This window comes from Micromonospora sp. DT201 (genome assembly GCF_049841575.1).
In the GTDB taxonomy this organism is placed as follows: Bacteria; Actinomycetota; Actinomycetes; order Mycobacteriales; family Micromonosporaceae; genus Micromonospora.
The window spans coordinates 104,786-122,136 of sequence record NZ_JBNCKP010000013.1 but is presented as its reverse complement, the minus strand read 5'-3'; the positions used below and the strand labels follow the sequence as shown (position 1 = coordinate 122,136).

The window sequence follows — 17,351 nt, the reverse complement described above, 5'->3', positions numbered from 1 at the left end:
GCCGGCTGCTCGACGTCGGCTGTGGGCCGCCCGGATCCCTGGCGCCACTGTTCGCCACCGCGGTCGGGGTCGACGCCGACGGCACCATGGTCACCGAGGCGCCGACACGTCGGCTATGTCCTCGCCGTTGCCCACAAAGCGAGGCAACTGGACAGCGAGGACCGGCCAACCGGTCAGGGCGTACATGGCCGGGCCCGCCGGGTGGGCGTCGTCCTCGGGTACCTGTCTGGGTGGGGTGGGCGTCATCGCTGTTCCTCCGTCGCGGCCGACGCGGCCGCGATGCCACGCTCGTAGTCGACGCGCTGGTCGAGGTCGAGCTGGAGCGTGCCGTGGAGGGCCACGTTGGACCAGAACAGCGGAGTGAGGCCGCGCAGGTCGTTGTCGGTAAGCCGGCCGGCGAAGTCCGGGCTGTCGAGGACCCGGTCGACCATACGGGTGTTGACCAGCACCAGCGCCGATTGCAGCAGGTGCAGGGCGAGCATGGAGATCTCCTGGGCCTCCCGGTCGGCACCGGGCAGCTCGGCCTCGCGGCCGTAGTGGATCGCCACGTTCGCGGAGTTCCACTGCTCGACGACCTGGAGCCCTTCGTGGATTTCACGGCGCAGGGCCGGGTCGGCGAGGTAGTCGGCGATGAACGCTGTCCGGACGGCGCGGCCGGCTGGCGCAGCGACAAGCCCAGTACCACCGGCTACTACTACAACAGCCAGCTCACCGCAGGCAGCGGCAATTACCACGACGACAACTACGGCTCGTTCTTCGCCGCCGGCTACTCACTGCTGTTCTACGCTCCGACCATCCACACCGGCCGCTGGAACCAGTGCAACGTCAGCCCCGGCTGCCGCTACTACCAGGTCCCCTGGGCCTGACCGACCGCTGATCGTGACTCGGGTGGCCGCCGTCGGTGGCCACCCGAGTCCGCGTTATGCCGACGGGCAGCAGGGCCGGTAATGGACACTGCCGGACCCGGTGGGACGTGAGTCAGGGTGTGGCGGTGTCGTTTCGCACGGTGCGGGCGGTGAGCTCCACGAAGGGTTCGTTCATCGTCGCCTCAATGCCCTGCTGCTGCGCGCGTTGCCACACCTCGTCAAGGAGCGCGTCGACGCTGTCATACCCGTGCGGCGGCTTGAGTAGCCACAACCGTCCCCGGGGCCGACCGGTGATCCCGACGCGGGCCAACGTCCAGTCGTGATCTTCGTCGATCTCCGCCGGGCCGGCCACGCGAGTCTGGGTGGGCAGCACGGTGTGCGTCTTCGGGTCCTGCTCGTAGCAGGTGTCGTAGCTGGTGGCCCGGTCCGGCACCCAGGTCCGCAGCTTACGGGGCCACACCGCCGGCAGGAACGCGTACAGCGGCGCGTCAGGGGCCAGTTGCCAGCCCCGCGCGGTCAGCTCGCGCACCTCCGGCAGCTGCTCCGGGGTGAGCCCGGCCGCCTCGCCCGCCCGGTCGGCGACCGGGTTGGCAGGCTCATCGAGGCCCCAGTCGTAGGCGATGTCCACCCCCGCACTGTACGACCGCGCTGCCCGGTCAGCATCGCTGTTAGGCCAGCTCACAACCCGTCAAAAGGCTCGGGCAGGCGCAGCGGCCGGTAGCCGTCGGCGTCGAGCTGGGCGAGTTCACGTCGATGTCGACCCGATGGTGCGTAGAAGTGCACGTTGGCGTGGTGGGTGGGCCAGATGTGGGCGAGGACTTCGTCGTCGACGGCGGCGCGGCCGTCGCGGCGCAGCGCGCCGACGGCCAGGCCGACCCTGGCCTAAACGGTCCGGCCTCAGGCGTCCTCGTCGGGATCGGTGTGGTCGGGGTCGCGTAGCGGGCGCCAGGCGCCGCCGAGCTCGGGCAATCGGAACGAGTAGTCGACGAGAACCTCGCCGCCCAGATCATCCACGCCACCGCCCGTGGCGCCGTCCTGACCTGGTTGTCCCTGCCCGACTCCGAGCGAAACCCCGCTCTCCTGGTCGCGCTGCGCGAAGCGATGATCACCGCCGTCACCAGTCAGGAACCGGCCGTGCAGGAAGAGGGCCTGGCGGGCGCCGCTCGCGCCCTGCGCGCCGCCCTGCCCAGCCAGAACGCCCTCAGCAGCGCCGAACAGCAACTCCTGACGGAATGGCTGGGACGACTGTCCGCATAGCGCGATCTGGTGCGCGGGCCCACCCGACTCGCGGCCGGCACCACCGTGGAGTTCCGGGTGGACTTTCAGACCAGGCTCGACCCCGTGCCCTGATCCGGGCGCTCAGCCCAGATCAGGGCACGCCTTCGTCAGGCGGTCGAGGCGGGCTCCCGGGGCGCCGGCGCGGCGGCATCGTGCAGGGTCCGGGGCAGCAGCAACGCGGGGATCACCGCGACGGTCGCGAACGCGACGGTCCACCAGAAGACGTTCCCGAACGCGCCGGCCAGGTGGTCCAAGCTCGGGCGGCCGCCGGCGTCGGCGATCACGTTCTCGGTACGGTGCTGGAGCATCACCGCCACGATCGCCACCCCGAACGACCCGCCCAGCTGCTGGAAGATCCGCACGGCGCTGCTGGCCCGGGTGACGGACTCCTCGGGCAGCCCTCGATAGGCCGCGGCCATGCACGGCACCAGCGCCGCGCCGAGCCCGGCGCCCCGGATCACCAGGGACGCGCTGAGTAGTAGCTGGTTGCTGTCGCCCTGGACCAGGCAGAACGGGATGGTGCCGACGCAGGCGAGAAGGAGGCCGGCGAACGCGATCCAGCGCGGGCCCATCCGGTCGGTGAGCTGGCCGGCCAGGATGAGCGCGATGGCCAGGCCCACGCCCTGTGGCGCGAGCAGCAGCCCGGCCTTGACCGCGCTGTCACCGCGCACCTGCTGGTAATAGAGCGGCAGCAACAGCATGGCGCCGAACATGGCCATGCCGAAGATGAACAGCACCGCCGACGAGGCGGCGAAGCTGCGGGCCTTGAACAGCCGCAGATCGATGATCGGCTCGACCGTGGTCCGCAGCGCGTGCCATGCGAACCCGGCCAGCAGCACGGCGCCCGCGACAAGCGGGATGACTACGTGCCGGTCGGTGAAGCCGCCGTGCCGCTCAGCCTCGGAGAGGCCGTAGATGACTACCGCGCAGCCCGGCGAGACCAGCGCCAGCCCGAGCAGGTCGAGCCGCTTCGCCCTCGAGGCGTCGACGGTGCCGCTGGGCACGATCCGCCAGGAGAGGGCCAGCGTCACCAGGCAGATTGGCAGGTTGACGTAGAAGATCCAGCGCCAGGAGAATTGGTCGATTAGCGAGCCGCCGATGACCGGGCCAAGCACCGGGCCGAGCATGGCCGGCACACCGATCGCGCTCATCAGCCGCCCGAGCCGCTGTGAGCCAGCAGCCAGCACCAGAATCGCCTGGGCCAGCGGGAGGATCATGCCGCCGCCGAGGCCCTGGATCACCCGGAACGCGATCAAACTCTCCGCGGACCAGGCGATGCCGCAGAGCATCGAGCCGCCGAGAAAGGCGACGATGCAAAACATCCAGGTGGCGCGGGCACCGAAGCGGTCCGCCGCCCAGCCGGTCAGTGGGATGACGGTCGCCATCGCAAGCAGGTAGCCGGTGCTGACCCACTGGATGGTGCCGACCGGTGCCTCGAACTCCTGCCCGAGGGTGTCGATAGCAACGTTGACCATGGTGGAGTCGAGCTGTGCCATCAGCGCGCCCAGCATCATCACCCCGGCCAGTTTCAGCAGTGCGGGGGTGATGCGGCTGGCCGAGTCGTCGGGCGCGTCACCCGCGTCGGGTGGGGTCGAAGTGGTCATCAGCAGCTCCCGTCGAGGGGGCGGGCGGTCGATGCTGGGGGAGCAGCGAGCCCGGATGGGTTGAGTCGGAACGGCGCGGAGTAGATCAAGAACCGTGGCGGAACCTCGAGCGACTCGAGCTGCCCCTCACGACAACGATACGGTGTATCGGAATGGATGCACCGTATCAGAAATACGGTGGCTGTATCGTGACGGAATGTCGTCGACGCCCCCTGACAACGGACTCGCCGTGGGTTCCGTGTGGACCCGCTTTCCCCGCGCCAAGCCCCCGCGCCTGTCGCTGGAGGCAATCGTCGCCGCGGCCATCGGCCTCGCGGACGCGCACGGGCTCGACGCCGTCTCGATCCGGCGGGTCGCCGCCGAACTGAGCGCGCGGCCGATGAGTCTCTACTCGTTCATGGACCGCAAGGATGACCTCATCGAGATGATCGTCGATGAGGTCATGAGCGAGATGATCGTCGACGAGCTGCCGGCCGGGTGGCGGGAGGCGCTGCACGCCATCGCCGCGCAGACCCGGGCAGCCGGGCACCGGCACCCGTGGCTGATGACCGCCATCAGCCAGCGCCCGCCGATGGGGCCGAACGCTGTCCGGCACTCCGAGCAGTCCATGGCGGCAATCTCCCGTCTCGGTCTCGATCCCGGCCGGGCCCGCGCGCTGCTGATCGCGGTCGACGCGTTCACCATCGGCTTCGGCAGTCTGGAACTGGCCGAGCGGGCGATGCGGCAACGCGACGGGCTCACCGACTCGCAGTGGGAGGCATCCACCGGCGCCCACCTCGCACGGCTTTCACGCACCGGGCAGGTGCCCCACCTGGCCCAGTTCAGCGACGACATCGCGGGCGACGCGTTCCGCGCTGGGTTGGACTGGCTGCTGGCCGGCTTCGCCGCGGAAGCCGACGCGCAGCCGGACACGCCTTAGCAAGGTTCGGTGGGTTGGGGTTGACGCCAACCCGAGCCCGCTCGCGGGTGATGCCCGTCGCGGGTGAAGGCCTCATGCCGGCTGGAAGATCGTGCCTCTGACAGCCCTGCCCTAATTATCGGTTTGTCGATAACAACAATCCGATAATTCACCTACACAAAAGGGGTGAATCGGTGGCACACCATAATGACAGTTAATGTGCGTAACGCATCAGGCTGGTGTAGGACCGACGACGCCCCCGGGTGAAGACGACGTTGCCCGGGACGCTTCGGCGGCCCGGGCAACGTGGGTGAGCGGCAGCGCCGGGCCTCAAGTGCAGGGCCTGCCGCATGGCCTCGTCGGTGCGGACGGGTCGCGGGTGCGGCTCGCCATCGAACTTGCGGGCCGCCCACTGGCGGGAGAGCCAACAGCGGGCGGCCCGGTCGGGTGCGGTCAGGGAGCGAGCACGACCGTCTTGCCGGACAGCCGCCCGGCACCGGCGTCCTCATGCACGGCGGCCAGTTCGGCCACCGGGCGGTGGGCGGCAACGTGGACCCGGAGCTTGCCGGCATCCACCTTGGCGACCAACTTGGTCAGCTGGGCTCCATCGCTGCGGACCCACAGGCTCGCGCTGCGCACCCCCCGAGCGGGGTCCTCGGGAATCGGGCCGGCTGTGCTGGCGGCGACCCCGCCGTCGGCGACGTAGTTCGTCAGCTGCGCGAGCTCCTCCGGGGAGACGCGCACATGGTTCACCACGACCTGGAACGGACCGCCCACAGCGGCCGGGCCCGCAGCGTGGGCGAGGGGGCCGACAACCCGGTCCGCGCCGTAGCCCCGAAGGCGGTCGGCGTGCCGCGGCGCGTCCACCGCGGTCACGTGTGCCCCGGCGTCGACGGCGAGCTGCACCACGAGGCTGCCCACCGCGCCCCCTGCCCCGTTGACCAGGATGGTCTGACCGGGCTTCAGCTCGGCGAGCTCGAATGCCGTCTGCCAGGCCGCCAGGCCGGTCAGCGGCAGCGCCGCGGCGTCGACCAGCTCGATCGTCCTGGGCGCCGGGGCCAGGGAATCGGCCGGGGCGAGTACGTACTCGGCTGCGCCGCCAGCGGAGCCGAGGGGCAGCATCGCCACGACCCGGTCGCCGATCTTCAGGCCAGTCACGTCCGCACCGAGTTCAGCGACGGTGCCCGCCAGGTCGATCCCCGGCACGTACGGGAGAGTTATCGGGATCATCTCGGCCAGGACACCGGAGCGGATATGGTCGTCGACCGGGTTGAACGACGTGGCCGCCACCCGCACCAGCACCTGGCCGGTGCCGGGGACCGGACGGTCGACGTCCTCGTAGCGCAGAACCTCGCTGCTGCCGAAATCGTGGAAACGCATTGCCTTCATGGCACTTTCCTCCGGGGTGTATCGATGTCGTCGCCAAGGAATGCGGCGATCAGGCGGGAAGGTGAGCGCATCGAGGCCGCTCGGGTCAGCTGCACCGACCGGGTCGTGTTGCCCATCACCGTGCGGTCGATGGCGCTCGTGGCGCTGGCGGCTGGTGTGCGCGACGAGAAGGGGGAGCCCAGGCTGCTCGTGGCGGTTATCGAAATCAACTCCTTCGCTTGCCTGGGAAAGTGCTTTCACTTGCCTAGGCAAGTCATAAGGTAGCCCATGAACGCTTGCCTAGGCAAGTGATACGAGTTGCCCAGGCAAGTATGATGAGCCTCATGGACACTCAGTCGCCTTGGCTCGACGACGACCAGCAGGACTTGTGGCAGGCGCTCCTCACGGTCGTCATCGCCCTTCCGGCGGCCCTCGACCGCCAGCTGCAGCGAGACGCAGGCATCTCCAACTTCGAGTACGGGGTCCTGGCCCAGCTGTCCATGGCCGACGAGGCCACGATGCGGCTCAGCGACCTGGCCCGGCTCTGCGACAGCACCCAGCCCCGCCTGTCGAAGGTGATGGATCGCTTCGAAGCCCGCGACTGGGTCGCCCGCCGACCCGACCCCAGCGACGGTCGATACACCCTCGCCGCCCTGACCGACGCCGGGCGGCAGAAGCTCGTCGAGAGCGCACCGGAACACGTCGCGCAGGTGAAGCGGCTCGTGTTCGATCCGCTCAGCGCCGCTCAGCGCCGTCACATCGAGGCCGGACTCACCCGCATCGCCGCTACCGTGCGCCGGGAACTCGAAGGAGGCTGAGCGCCGTCCTCAAAGAGCGACCACGGCTCATCTCACCAACGACGAGGCGACCAGGGAGGCGAGCACCGGGTTGGTGTCCGGCCCGAGCAGGAGCATCCGGAACGGCACCAGTGGCTCGGGCGCCCGGCGCTCGACGTAGACGAGCGCGGCCGTGGCGACCACCACCACCGTGCAGAGACCGAGGATCAGCCCGGACCTCCACGAGTAGGTGGTGCCCGCCCCGCCCGTCACCAGGGTGAGGCAGACGACCGCCGCGGTCAGCAGCACCGCGCCCAGGTAGTCGATGCGCACCTGGGTCGCCTTCGGCCGCATCGGCACGTTGACCCCGACGACCGTGCCGAGCAGGCAGAGCAGTCCGAACGGGACGTTGACGTAGAAGATCCAACGCCAGGTGAGCTGCAGGTCGCTGTGCTTTCCCCAAACTTGCGTGGAGGCTGCGATCGCCAGCGCGTACGACGTGATGATCCAGGTCATCGACGTGAGGCCGCCCGACCCTCCTTTGAACCAGTGACTCCAGCTGATCGTCAACCTGAGATGGATGCCGAGCCTGTAAAGGCGTTTGGCTCGGGCAGCGGCCAGGCCGGGAGTTCGCAGAATGAGAGGCGTCAAGTGAGTCAGCCGAGCGTGAAGATCAACGACCAGCGGATCGCGTACCTGGAGAGCTCTGCCGACCGTAGCGACGCAGACGACCCCACGGTCGTTTTCGTGCACGGCAACTCGTCGTCGGCCAAGACTTGGCGTCCGCTCATGGCGGACGAGTTCGGCCGGCGGTTTCGCTGCATCGCACTGGACCTGCCCGGCCACGGGCAGTCCGAGCCGGCCAGGGATCCGGCCGACTACTCGCTGCCGGGATACGCAGCCCTGCTCACCGGTCTCGTGCAGGAACTTGGCATTGCCCACCCGGTCATCGTCGGGTGGAGCCTCGGCGGCCAGATCGTGATGGAAGCGGCGCCCCAACTGCCGAACGCGGAGGGTTTCGTGATCTTCGGCGCGCCGCCGGTCACGTCGCCTGAGCAGATAGGGGAGGCGTTCCTGCCGAACCCGGCGATGGGTGCTCTGTTCACCGAGCACGTCAGCGAATCCGAGGCGAAGCTGGCCGCTGAGAGCTTCATCGCGACCGGCTCGTCGCTGGATACCGCCGAGTTCGTCGCCGACATCCTGGCCACCGACGGCGCCGCCCGCGCCGGGCTGGGGGCCAGCGTTGGGGCCGGCCGATTCGCGGACGAGATCGCGGTCATCTCAGCACTCCGCCAGCCGCTCGCCATCGTGCAGGGTGCCGACGAGCAACTGGTCAGCGTCGATTACCTGCGCAAGCTGACCATCCCGACCCTGTGGCGCGGCGGTATCCACGTGCTGCCCGGCGTCGGCCATGCTCCACATCAGGAGGCACCGCAGCAGTTCGCCGCCCTGCTGTCGGAGTTCATCGGCGACCTTGCCCAAGCACGGCTGGCGGGAGCGCCGTGAGTCAGCCGACGTGAGATCGTCCTCGACAACGTCCGGCAAGCTCGCCCGCCGGCCCGACCTCGACAAGGCGTTGCTGGTCGGCCACCGCCGCGAGGCGAGGGGAGCAGGGTGAGCAGGCATTCGCCGAGTACGGGCGCATCGACAAGACCATGCACCTGCTCGCGGTGGTCGACCCTGTCGACGACACATACCGCCGCACCATGAACCGGCAGCTGACCGTGCAGGAGTCCCGCCACCGCCTGGCCCGCACGATCTGCCACGGCAAACGCGGTCAGATCTTCCAGGCCTATCGTGAAGGCCAAGAAGACCAGCTCGCCGCGCTGGGCCTGGTGGTGAACGCGGCCGTGCTGTGGACCACCCGCTACCTCGACGCCGCCGTCGCGCAGCTCCGCGCCGAGGGCCACGACATCCGCGACGAGGACGTGGCCCGGCTGTCCCCGCTGGGCCACAAACACCTCAACTGCCTGGGACGAAGTCGGCTGTCCCGGGCACGCCGCGATGGCGCATCCACGCTCTACCGCAACGAGCAGACGGACCCCGCGCTCCATGATCAATCTCAGCGCCAACGGCTGCACCGATGTTCCTCAGCCCCGTCTTCCAGGGGATGTCAGAACGGTGGCCGCCGCACGCCGGGGCGGTTGTCGACCAGCGGTACCTCGCGGATGAAGTACGCGGACAGCAACGCGACCGCGCCGGCCACCGCGGTGCCGATCGCGACGATGTGCAGGCCGTGGGTCACGGCCGCCGACCAGGCCGCGCGCACCGCCGGGGCCATCGCGCCGAGCTGTTCCGGGTCCAGCCGGGCGCCGCCGGACGACAGCAGGTCAGCCGAGCCCAGCTTGTCGGTCAGGGTGCTGGTCAGGGCGCCGAAGTAGAGCGCGCCGAAGAGTGCCGCCCCGATGCCGCTGCCCATCGTGCGGGTCAGCGAGCCTACGCCCATAGCGGCGCCGATGTCGCGGGGCTCGACGCTCATCCGGATGATCAGGATGGTGTTCTGGATGAGGCAGCCGAGGCCGATGCCGAGCGGAATCCCGACCAGGGAAGCGAGCACCGGGTTGGTGTCCGGCCCGAGCAGGAGCACCAACAGCATGCCGACCACCACCCCGGCTCCACCGATGATCGGCAGGATCCGGTACCGCCCGGTCCGGCGGATGTAGGCGGAGCTGCGGTTCATCACCACGACCATCCCGACCATCATCGGGATCAGCAGGAAGCCGCTCTTGATCGGGTCGACGCCGCGGGCGTTCTGGAAGTACTGCGGCAGGAAGTTGACGGTCGCGACCATGGTCACGTTGAACGCGAAGCCGAGGACCTGGGCGAGGGAGAAATTGCGGGTGCCGAACATCCGGAACGGCACCAGTGGCTCGGGCGCCCGGCGCTCGACGTAGACGAACGCGGCCGTGGCGACCACCACCACCGTGCAGAGACCGAGGATCAGCCCGGACCTCCACGAGTAGGTGGTGCCCGCCCAGCCCGTCACCAGGGTGAGGCAGACGACCGCCGCGGTCAGCAGCACCGCGCCCAGGTAGTCGATGCGCACCTGGGTCGCCTTCGGCCGCATCGGCACGTTGACCCCGACGACCGTGCCGAGCAGGCAGAGCAGTCCGAACGGGACGTTGACGTAGAAGATCCAGCGCCAGGTGAGCCCGCTGGTGATGACGCCGCCGACGAGCGGGCCGGCGATGAGCGCGATGCCCAGCAGCAGCCCGGTCCAGCTGGAGACCCGGGTGGACTCCTTGGGCGGCAGGAGCGCCTGGACCATGGCCACCGCGCCGACCAGCAGGCCGCCCGCGCCGACGCCCTGCAGGGCCCGGAACGCGATCAGCTCACCCATGCTCTGGGCCAGGCCGCACAGCATCGAGCCGGCCAGGAAGACCGCCACCGACAGCAGGAACATGGTCTTGCGGTTGTACAGGTCGCTGAGCTTTCCCCAAACTTGCGTGGAGGCTGCGATCGCCAGCGCGTACGACGTGATGATCCAGGTCATCGACGTGAGGCCGCCCAGATCGCCGACGATGCTCGGCAGCGCGGTGGCGACGATGTAGCTGTCCATCATGCCGAGGAACATGCCGAACAGCGCGCCGGCGATCCCGAGCTTGAAGAAGCGGGGATGTTCCCCCGCTGACGCCGGCGGCGCGGCGGTGGTCGTTTCGGACATGGCGGCTCGCCCTCCCCGGCCTAACTGCATGTGGACGCGTTGAATCCCGGGCGCTCGACGACGCCCGCTGCACCAAAGAAAGAGCCCGATTACGTACGGGGCGGTGGCGGCAACCCCTCCGCGATGCTGGCGAACACCTCGCGCAGCACCGACGACATTGCCACCGACGGGTCGGTCTGCACGTAGCGGTGCAGGACGGCGTTGACCGCGCCCACGGTGACGTTGGCGACCAGCCGCGGATAGAGGTCGGCCTTCGGGTCGGTGCCGGAACGCTCGGCGATCGCCTCGACCAGGTCGTCGATAGTGTCGCGGGCCAGGGCGACCTGCATCTCCGGTGTCGCGTTGAGCTTGCGTACCTCAAGGATCTGCTCGTCGGTCGGCCGCCCGAACGGGACGCCGTCGTCGCGCAGCGGCTCGATCAAGGCCTCGGCAATCGCCGTCCACAGCGGTTCCTCCGCCGGGCGGCTACGCAGCAGCTCGGCGCTGCGGCGGATCCGGTAGTTCACCCGGTATGCCAGGGCGTCGTACTTGCTGGCGAAGTAGTTGCTGAACGTTCGCAGGGACACCCCGGCGCGCGCCGCGACATCCTCCCGGACGAAGTTGTCCAAACCACGCTCGAACATCAGCTCCAGGGCGGCGTCACTCAACGCCTTGCGGGTGTCGAGCTTCTTGCGTTCGCGCAGGCTCGACCGTGCTTCCTCCGGCATGAGAACCACGGTACCTGGATGTTTGCCTTGAAGGCAATTTTGCCCACAAGGCAATCATATTTAGGTACCTAGTCGCTCTTCCGGGCGTACGTCGCGCGTGCCAGAGCCACCTCAGCAGCTTGGCGCTCTCGCCAACGGCGCTGACTGTCGCGATTGCACGCGCGGCACGTCCGGCGGTACCGCCCCGTTGACTCATCAACCTCGCGGTCGTGGCCGTTGCGGCATGTCGGGCCCTGCACTCTCGTGCGGCAGTTTTCCGCGTGACTGATCTGTCGCAGATGCGTGGGCTCGACGCAGTCCTTGGCGTTGCAGAGGTGGTCGACTTCCAAGTCAGGGTCATAGCCCCCGACGAAGACGGCGTACGCCGCGATGTGTGCCCACGCCCGGCCCGCGACCTTCTGGTAGACGCCGCGCTGTGTGCCGTAGCCACGGACGATCAGGCAGCCGTCATCCTGTCTGATCGATCGCTCGGTGAGATGCTGCCGGAGACTGTCCTCGGTGAAGTGTCGTGACAAACCGTTGACCTTGCTCAGCACACCGTCACCCTATGCCACACACCTCCGCATCGCTGCGGCCAGTGGCACCTGCGGCCGCACGGCTGGTCGACCGCCAGCCAGCTCCAACCGACCGATGCGCGGGCCCGGCAGGGCCCGACGCACAATGGCGATCATGACTTCGTCCCACACCTTTCAGCCGATTCTGCGCCGCATCGCCGCCGAGATCGAGCGCATGCCTGGACGTGGTCGGCCTGCCGACTACATCCCGGCGCTCGCGGTATACGACCCGCGCCGGTTCGGCATGGCAGTCGCGGAGTTGGACGGCACGGTGTACGGAGTCGGAGACTGGCGGCAGCCCTTCTCCACGCAGTCCATCTCCAAGGTCTTCACCCTCGCCCTCGACCTCGCCCTCGAGGGTGACACCTTGTGGAAGCACGTCAGCCGCGAGCCCTCCGGCAACCCCTTCAACTCGCTGGTGCAACTGGAGTACGAGAGTGGCATCCCGCGCAACCCGTTCATCAACGCCGGCGCACTCGTCGTCACCGATCGTCTCCACACCCAGACCGGCGACGCGGCGGGCACCCTCCTGGAGTTCCTGCGCGCGGAGAGCGGCAACGCGGTGCTCGCCATCAACGATGGCGTCGCCGCTTCCGAGTCCGCCCACGGCGACCGCAACGCCGCGCTCGGGCACTTCATGGCGTCGTACGGGAACATCGGAAACCCGGTCGCGGTCCTCCTCGACCAGTATTTCCGCCAGTGCTCAATCGAGGCATCCTGCGCCGACCTCGCCCTGGCTACCAGCTTCCTCGCCCGGCACGGCATCCGCGCGGACGGCACCCGTCTTTTGACCCAGAGTCAGGCCAAACAGGTCAATGCGATCATGCTCACCTGCGGAACGTACGACGCCGCGGGCGACTTCGCCTACCGCGTGGGTCTGCCCGGCAAGAGCGGCGTCGGCGGCGGCATCATCGCCGTTGTCCCCGGCTGCTGCACGCTCTGCGTGTGGGGGCCCGGCCTGGACGAGCGGGGCAATTCGGTGGCGGGAGTTGCAGCGCTGGACCGCTTCACGACGCTCACGGGACTATCGGTGTTCTGACGGCGGGCCATCGTCTGCGTGACTGACCTGTCGCAGGTGCGTGGGCTCGACGCAGTCTTTGACGTTGCAGAGGTGGTCGACTTCCGTCACCCTATGCCACACTCCGCTTCAGCCGTTGGCGGGCGGGCTGCGGTGTCGCGCATCCGGGGTGCGAGTTGGAAAGCCACCGCCCGCTGACATGGCGGAAGGTATCCATGCCAGCGGGCGGTGGACCGCTGCTCGGGCGGAATCAGTTGGTGGGCTTGCCGAACCAGCGGGAGAGGTGGTCGTCCAGGTCCTGCTGCTCGTCACCGATCCAGGCGACGTGGCCGTCGGGGCGTAGCAGGACGCACGGAACGTCCAGTGCCGCAGTGGGATCCGCGAGGTAGTCGACCCGGTCTGACCAGCCGCCGACGGTCAGACGTTCGGTGCGGTCCAGCAGCAGGCCACGGCCGCGATGTAGCAGACCGTAGAGATTGCCCTGCTTCACGTCGATGTCGCGCAGACGGCGGCCGAGCAGGTCGGGGCCTTCGCCGAAGTCGTAGCGGATGCCGGTCGCGGTGATCTTCTCGATCAGATAGTGGTTCACCTCGTCGAAGTCCATCAGTTTGGTGAGCAGCCTGCGCACGGCCTGTGGGCCCGGTTCGGTGGACAGCAGTTCCATCTGGGCGCGGGTGTTGTCCAGCACGTCCTCGGCGACCGGATGACGTTCGGCCTGGTAGGTGTCCAGCAGGGTTGCCGGCGCCCAGCCGCGGATTTGTGCGGCCAGTTTCCAGCCGAGGTTGAATGCGTCCTGAACGCCCAGGTTGAGGCCCTGCCCGCCGATGGGTGGATGGATGTGTGCCGCATCGCCGGCCAGCAGCACCCGTCCGACCCGATACCGTTCGGCTAGCCGGGTGGCATCCCCGAAGCGGGACATCCAGCGCGGGGAGTGCACGCCGAAATCGGTGCCGGCGATGGTGCGTAGCTGTTGTTTGAAATCCTCGAGGGTGGGCGGTTCCGCGCGGTTGCTGACTCCCGCGGCGGGGACCACGACGCTGTACCCAACGCCTACGGGCCGGAGCCAGAATCGCTGATGGGTCTCGCGGACTTCGCTCACCTTGGCGGCGATCTCCTCCTGCGGCACACCCACTTCCATCTCGCCCATCAGCGTCTCGGTCCGCGAGGGCTCGCCGGGGAAGCCGACGCCGAGCAGTTTGCGCACCGTACTGCGCCCACCGTCGCAGCCGACGAGATAGCGCGAGCGCAGGCGTTCCCCGTCGGCCAGCTCGACGGTCACGCCGTCGTCGTCCTGCTCGAAACCGGCCACCGCACAACCGCGCCGGACCTGCGCACCCAGTTCGATCGCATGGTCTTCGAGCAGGTTGACGATGACCGGCTGCGGGATGCCCAGCAGATAGGCGTACGCGGAATCCTGGCCCTCGGGCACGGGTTTGTTGATGGCGGCGAAGAAGCCGCCGGCCGGACGCTGCCTTCCGTGCGGAAGAATCCGATCCAGTAGTCCGCGCATCGCCATCAGTTCGAGACTGCGAATGTGCAGACCGACTATGCGGACGAACGACACGGGCTCGGTGTCCTTCTCCAGGACGAGCACCCGCACGTCATGCAGCCGCAGTTCGGCGGCCAGCATCAAACCGGTCGGCCCGCACCCGGCAATGATCACGTCGAACATGTTGGGCGCGCGATCGGCGCCGCAGGCCGGCGATGGAAGTCCGGTGTCCGTCGACGACGACTCGGCGGTGAACCGCAGAGAATGCATAGGTGATGCCTTTCGAGAGTGCCTTGTTGGCGAGGCGCTCCCGGCGACACCTACATCAATCGCCCGGCCGTGACGGGAAGGGGAGCACCCACATCGCTACAACGTTCATGGGTCTCACCTCCTCGGGCGGTGTCACGGTCAACTGCACGCAGGCTACAAGCCGAGCCTCGTCCCGTCCAACCCTTTTTCAGCCGGACTGTTTCTCTTGGCGGAGCCTGACCGGGCTGGACTCGAGGCGCTGACGGCGCTGGTGGACGCTGGCAAACTACGGGTTCACGTCGACAGAATGTTTCCGCTCGCGGAAGCGGCCGAGGCACACCGACCAGGTGAGACCGGCCGGACAACCGGCAAGCTCGTCCTGGTGCCCTGACGGGAGCGTGGAGACGGGTCTACGAGGAGGTCACTGTGATCACGCAACGGCTGAGAGTCGCCGCGTACGCGGTGTGCTCGCGGGACGAGCATCTGCTGCTCGCCCGTTGGGTTTCGCCGGACGGGGCTCGGCGGCACTGGACGCTGCCCGGCGGTGGGGTCGAGCACGCCGAGGATCCGTTCGACGCCGTCGTGCGGGAGGTGGTTGAGGAGACGGGGTACGAGGTGCAGGTCGAGCAGTTGCTCGGCGTGAATTCGCGAACGAGGAACGTGGAGAGCTACGACGGCGGGGTTGTCGACCTGCACATGTTGTCCATCTTCTACCGGGCCCGGATTGTTGCTGGCGAGCTTCGACCCGAAACGGGCGGCACGACCGACCTGGCGCAGTGGATACCGATGGCACAGGTCGCCACTCTGGAGCGTTCCGTGGTTGTCGACATCGGGCTTGAGTTGCACGCCAGCGCGCCGCTCACCGGGCACGGGGAGACAATCCAGATGACTGAATCCCTCCGGCACTGATCGGTAAGCGTCCGAGATGGTCCTCGTTATGCCTCTTCGGTGGCCGCCGTGTCGCGGTGGTGGCGGTGCATATCGGCATGACGTACGACCTGGTGATCCCGTAGCCGCACGGATGGTGCCCTGCTGGACTTGGTCCAGCGTGTCTACCGAGGTGGGAGTCCAGACTCTCTCCCTGATCGCCGACGTCGCCCTGCTTTCCGAGCCGGATGCGCACACCATGCGGATCGGGGTGCGCTGGCACACCGGTGCAACCGACGAACGCAGGCCGTGCACTCGAAGACTCTGACGTTCAACCCGATGCGCTGCTACTGACCGTCACCCGCCCCGGCCCCGGCCGCACCCCGCACGCAGATGTATCGGCGAACGATCTCACGGCCGTTCGGCTCGGCCCGGTCATGCCGGTGACATGACTTCGTACAGGTTGCGGGCGTCATCGGTGAAGTAGAGGCCGCGGGCGCACAACGGATGGTCGGTGCGGCCGTTGTCGGGCTCGTCGGGTTCGCTGCCGTAGGGCACGCCGCCGGCCTGCAGCCGGTCCAGGATCTGGTCGAAGGTTGCCGGGTCGACGTCGAACGCCAGGTGAAGTCCGACCGGGTCATCGACGGTCATGAAGTCGAGGGTGAGCTGCTCATTGACACGTATGGGAGCGAAGTGGTGGACGTTGCCCGAGTAGGTCAGTCCCATGATGGCGGCGAAGAATCGGGCGGCCCTCTCGTTGTCGACCGCGGGCACGATGGTGTGGTTCAAGGTGATGGTCACGCGTTCTATCCAAAGGTCGTGAAGGCGGGACGGACGGTGGCGGGGGTCATGGCCGGGATCAGAACGGCGGCGACCGCGACGTGCAGAGCGGCGAGGGCCAACCGGGTCGCGGAGTCCATGCCGGGCGCTACCAGTGGCGCGAAGGAGATCAGCAGGACCGCGAGGGCGGTGATCGTCCAAATACGCTGAGCGGTCCGGGGCAGCAGCCGTTCCAGGAGCGCGAGCATTGCCCAGCCGGCCAGGGAGGCGAGCAGCGCGATGACCACCACCGGGGCCAGGCCGATGTCCAAGGTTTCCTGGCCGGCTGGTCTACCGGTGACGGCGAACCGGTGCCCGAGCGGCGGCACCGTGATCGTCCAGATGGCCGACGGCCGCCGCCACGGCTCGGATGAGGCGTATGCGGCTCATCGGGCACCTTCCCGACCGTCGACCACGCCGTGCAGGAACACGTCGACCAGCGTCTCGATCGGGGTCTCGCCGCCGGGTGCTCCCCGCCGGCCGAACAGCATGCCGAGGAAGACGGCGGCGAGTTCCTCGGCCGGCAGTCGCATCGCAGCCCGGTCGGGTTCCAGGAGCCGGATCACCGCTTGCCGGGTGTGCTCGGTCGCGGTCGCCCGGTCGCCGGTCGCGGTGCGGTCACGCGGTGTGCCGCGCTCGCCCCGGCGGCCGGCGGCGTGGACCGCGCCGATCACCGCGCCCATCCGCTCCAGATAGGCGTGCAGGGTCGCTGCCGCCTCGGTCAGTCGGGCGGCCAAGGGCTGATCCAGCGGCACGGCATCAAGTTCGGCCAGGACATGATCGTTGCGCAGAGCAGCGGCCACGCAGGCATCCAACAGTTCGTCCTTGTCGGCGAAGGCCCGGAAGATCGTGGCCTCCCCGATCCCGGCCGCCTTCGCGATCTGCGCGGTGCTGACCGCGGCACCGTGCTCGACCAGCAGCGGCATCGCCGCAGCCACGATCATCTCCCGGCGCTCATCTGGGCTCATTCCCGGCGCTCTACGCCGGACGGGTGTCTCCGTCATGCCCACACGATAGCGGAGTGAATACTCACTCCGTCAAGTGGCTTGCGCAGTCGACATCAATCCGGGGCTCCGGCGCTGGGGGTTTTGCAACTCACCGGCAATGACGTCGCCGCTTTCTGCGATGACCAGATCAAGGACTCTCGCACCTACGCGGACGTCCATCAGGAGTCCATCAGCGCAAAACAAGGCA

The 17,351-nt window shown here is 68.4% G+C and carries 21 protein-coding genes and 1 pseudogene; 8 read left to right on the top strand and 14 right to left on the bottom strand.

The genetic code is table 11. The features are described from left to right. Positions 1-90 precede the first annotated feature (90 nt). Both ACLQ28_RS21135 and ACLQ28_RS21130 read right to left on the bottom strand, forming a co-directional pair. Entirely contained in the window at positions 91-246 is a 156-nt protein-coding gene (locus tag ACLQ28_RS21135; RefSeq protein WP_425687996.1) for a hypothetical protein, read from the bottom strand. Further along, positions 243-605 (bottom strand): Tn3 family transposase, encoded by a 363-nt coding sequence (locus ACLQ28_RS21130; RefSeq protein WP_425688069.1) that lies wholly within the window; start codon positions 603-605, stop codon positions 243-245. The genes ACLQ28_RS21135 and ACLQ28_RS21130 overlap by 4 nt, the downstream gene beginning before the upstream one ends. On the opposite strand from ACLQ28_RS21130, the gene ACLQ28_RS21125 reads away from it, so the two are divergent. Beyond that, positions 588-866, top strand: a complete 279-nt coding sequence (locus ACLQ28_RS21125; protein WP_425688074.1) for a hypothetical protein — start codon at positions 588-590, stop codon at positions 864-866. The two genes, ACLQ28_RS21130 and ACLQ28_RS21125, sit on opposite strands and share 18 nt — an antisense overlap. A 112-nt stretch (positions 867-978) precedes the next feature. Here ACLQ28_RS21125 and ACLQ28_RS21120 read toward each other — a convergent pair whose 3' ends face one another. From ACLQ28_RS21120 to ACLQ28_RS21110, 3 genes are all read right to left on the bottom strand, one after another. Then, entirely contained in the window at positions 979-1,494 is a 516-nt protein-coding gene (locus ACLQ28_RS21120) for a DUF5956 family protein (protein WP_425687995.1), read from the bottom strand. Between the two features lie 269 nt (positions 1,495-1,763). Continuing rightward, complete coding sequence (locus ACLQ28_RS21115; protein WP_425687994.1) at positions 1,764-2,087, bottom strand: hypothetical protein; 324 nt, start codon at positions 2,085-2,087, stop codon at positions 1,764-1,766. A gap of 164 nt (positions 2,088-2,251) precedes the next feature. After that, complete coding sequence (locus ACLQ28_RS21110; RefSeq protein WP_425687993.1) at positions 2,252-3,748, bottom strand: DHA2 family efflux MFS transporter permease subunit; 1,497 nt, start codon at positions 3,746-3,748, stop codon at positions 2,252-2,254. Between the two features lie 229 nt (positions 3,749-3,977). On the opposite strand from ACLQ28_RS21110, the gene ACLQ28_RS21105 reads away from it, so the two are divergent. Next, complete coding sequence (locus ACLQ28_RS21105; protein ID WP_425687992.1) at positions 3,978-4,667, top strand: TetR/AcrR family transcriptional regulator C-terminal domain-containing protein; 690 nt, start codon at positions 3,978-3,980, stop codon at positions 4,665-4,667. A 432-nt stretch (positions 4,668-5,099) separates the two neighbouring features. Here the strand turns inward: ACLQ28_RS21105 and ACLQ28_RS21100 are convergent, their stop codons facing one another. Beyond that, positions 5,100-6,035 carry an NADP-dependent oxidoreductase gene (locus ACLQ28_RS21100; protein WP_425687991.1) on the bottom strand — a complete coding sequence of 312 codons (936 nt, stop codon included), beginning with the start codon at positions 6,033-6,035 and terminating at the stop codon, positions 5,100-5,102. A gap of 323 nt (positions 6,036-6,358) precedes the next feature. Between ACLQ28_RS21100 and ACLQ28_RS21095 the strand changes: the two genes are divergently transcribed. After that, positions 6,359-6,832: a MarR family winged helix-turn-helix transcriptional regulator gene (locus tag ACLQ28_RS21095; protein WP_425687990.1), complete on the top strand. Its 474-nt coding sequence runs from the start codon at positions 6,359-6,361 to the stop codon at positions 6,830-6,832. A gap of 27 nt (positions 6,833-6,859) precedes the next feature. Here the strand turns inward: ACLQ28_RS21095 and ACLQ28_RS21090 are convergent, their stop codons facing one another. Further along, positions 6,860-7,306 (bottom strand): hypothetical protein, encoded by a 447-nt coding sequence (locus ACLQ28_RS21090; RefSeq protein WP_425687989.1) that lies wholly within the window; start codon positions 7,304-7,306, stop codon positions 6,860-6,862. Between the two features lie 135 nt (positions 7,307-7,441). Between ACLQ28_RS21090 and ACLQ28_RS21085 the strand changes: the two genes are divergently transcribed. Continuing rightward, a complete protein-coding gene (locus ACLQ28_RS21085; protein WP_425687988.1) occupies positions 7,442-8,296 on the top strand; it encodes an alpha/beta fold hydrolase in 855 nt (284 codons plus the stop codon). Positions 8,297-8,400: 104 nt separating this feature from the next. Further along, positions 8,401-8,781 (top strand): annotated as a pseudogene (locus tag ACLQ28_RS21080) (Tn3 family transposase); the annotation flags it as partial. Between the two features lie 122 nt (positions 8,782-8,903). Here ACLQ28_RS21080 and ACLQ28_RS21075 read toward each other — a convergent pair. From ACLQ28_RS21075 to ACLQ28_RS21065, 3 genes are all read right to left on the bottom strand, one after another. Continuing rightward, entirely contained in the window at positions 8,904-10,454 is a 1,551-nt protein-coding gene (locus ACLQ28_RS21075; RefSeq protein ID WP_425687987.1) for an MFS transporter, read from the bottom strand. A gap of 89 nt (positions 10,455-10,543) precedes the next feature. Continuing rightward, entirely contained in the window at positions 10,544-11,161 is a 618-nt protein-coding gene (locus ACLQ28_RS21070) for a TetR/AcrR family transcriptional regulator (protein WP_425687986.1), read from the bottom strand. Between the two features lie 68 nt (positions 11,162-11,229). Beyond that, a complete protein-coding gene (locus ACLQ28_RS21065) occupies positions 11,230-11,697 on the bottom strand; it encodes an HNH endonuclease (RefSeq protein ID WP_425687985.1) in 468 nt (155 codons plus the stop codon). Positions 11,698-11,830: 133 nt separating this feature from the next. Here ACLQ28_RS21065 and ACLQ28_RS21060 point away from each other — a divergent pair, with 133 nt between their 5' ends. Next, positions 11,831-12,754, top strand: coding sequence for a glutaminase (locus ACLQ28_RS21060; protein ID WP_425687984.1), 924 nt, complete (start codon positions 11,831-11,833; stop codon positions 12,752-12,754). A 229-nt stretch (positions 12,755-12,983) separates the two neighbouring features. Here the strand turns inward: ACLQ28_RS21060 and rox are convergent, their stop codons facing one another. Continuing rightward, positions 12,984-14,405 carry a rifampin monooxygenase gene (gene rox / locus ACLQ28_RS21055; RefSeq protein ID WP_425687983.1) on the bottom strand — a complete coding sequence of 474 codons (1,422 nt, stop codon included), beginning with the start codon at positions 14,403-14,405 and terminating at the stop codon, positions 12,984-12,986. Between the two features lie 229 nt (positions 14,406-14,634). Between rox and ACLQ28_RS21050 the strand changes: the two genes are divergently transcribed. Beyond that, positions 14,635-14,862 (top strand): zinc-binding dehydrogenase, encoded by a 228-nt coding sequence (locus ACLQ28_RS21050; RefSeq protein ID WP_425688068.1) that lies wholly within the window; start codon positions 14,635-14,637, stop codon positions 14,860-14,862. Between the two features lie 35 nt (positions 14,863-14,897). Then, entirely contained in the window at positions 14,898-15,380 is a 483-nt protein-coding gene (locus ACLQ28_RS21045; protein ID WP_425687982.1) for an NUDIX hydrolase, read from the top strand. 393 nt (positions 15,381-15,773) lie between these two features. Here the strand turns inward: ACLQ28_RS21045 and ACLQ28_RS21040 are convergent, their stop codons facing one another. From ACLQ28_RS21040 to ACLQ28_RS21030, 3 genes are read right to left on the bottom strand one after another with little or no spacing between them, the layout of a single operon-like run. Next, positions 15,774-16,139 carry a VOC family protein gene (locus ACLQ28_RS21040; protein ID WP_425687981.1) on the bottom strand — a complete coding sequence of 122 codons (366 nt, stop codon included), beginning with the start codon at positions 16,137-16,139 and terminating at the stop codon, positions 15,774-15,776. A 5-nt stretch (positions 16,140-16,144) separates the two neighbouring features. Then, positions 16,145-16,492 (bottom strand): DUF6069 family protein, encoded by a 348-nt coding sequence (locus ACLQ28_RS21035; RefSeq protein ID WP_425688067.1) that lies wholly within the window; start codon positions 16,490-16,492, stop codon positions 16,145-16,147. 51 nt (positions 16,493-16,543) lie between these two features. After that, complete coding sequence (locus tag ACLQ28_RS21030) at positions 16,544-17,161, bottom strand: TetR/AcrR family transcriptional regulator (protein WP_425687980.1); 618 nt, start codon at positions 17,159-17,161, stop codon at positions 16,544-16,546. Between the last annotated feature and the right edge of the window lie 190 nt (positions 17,162-17,351).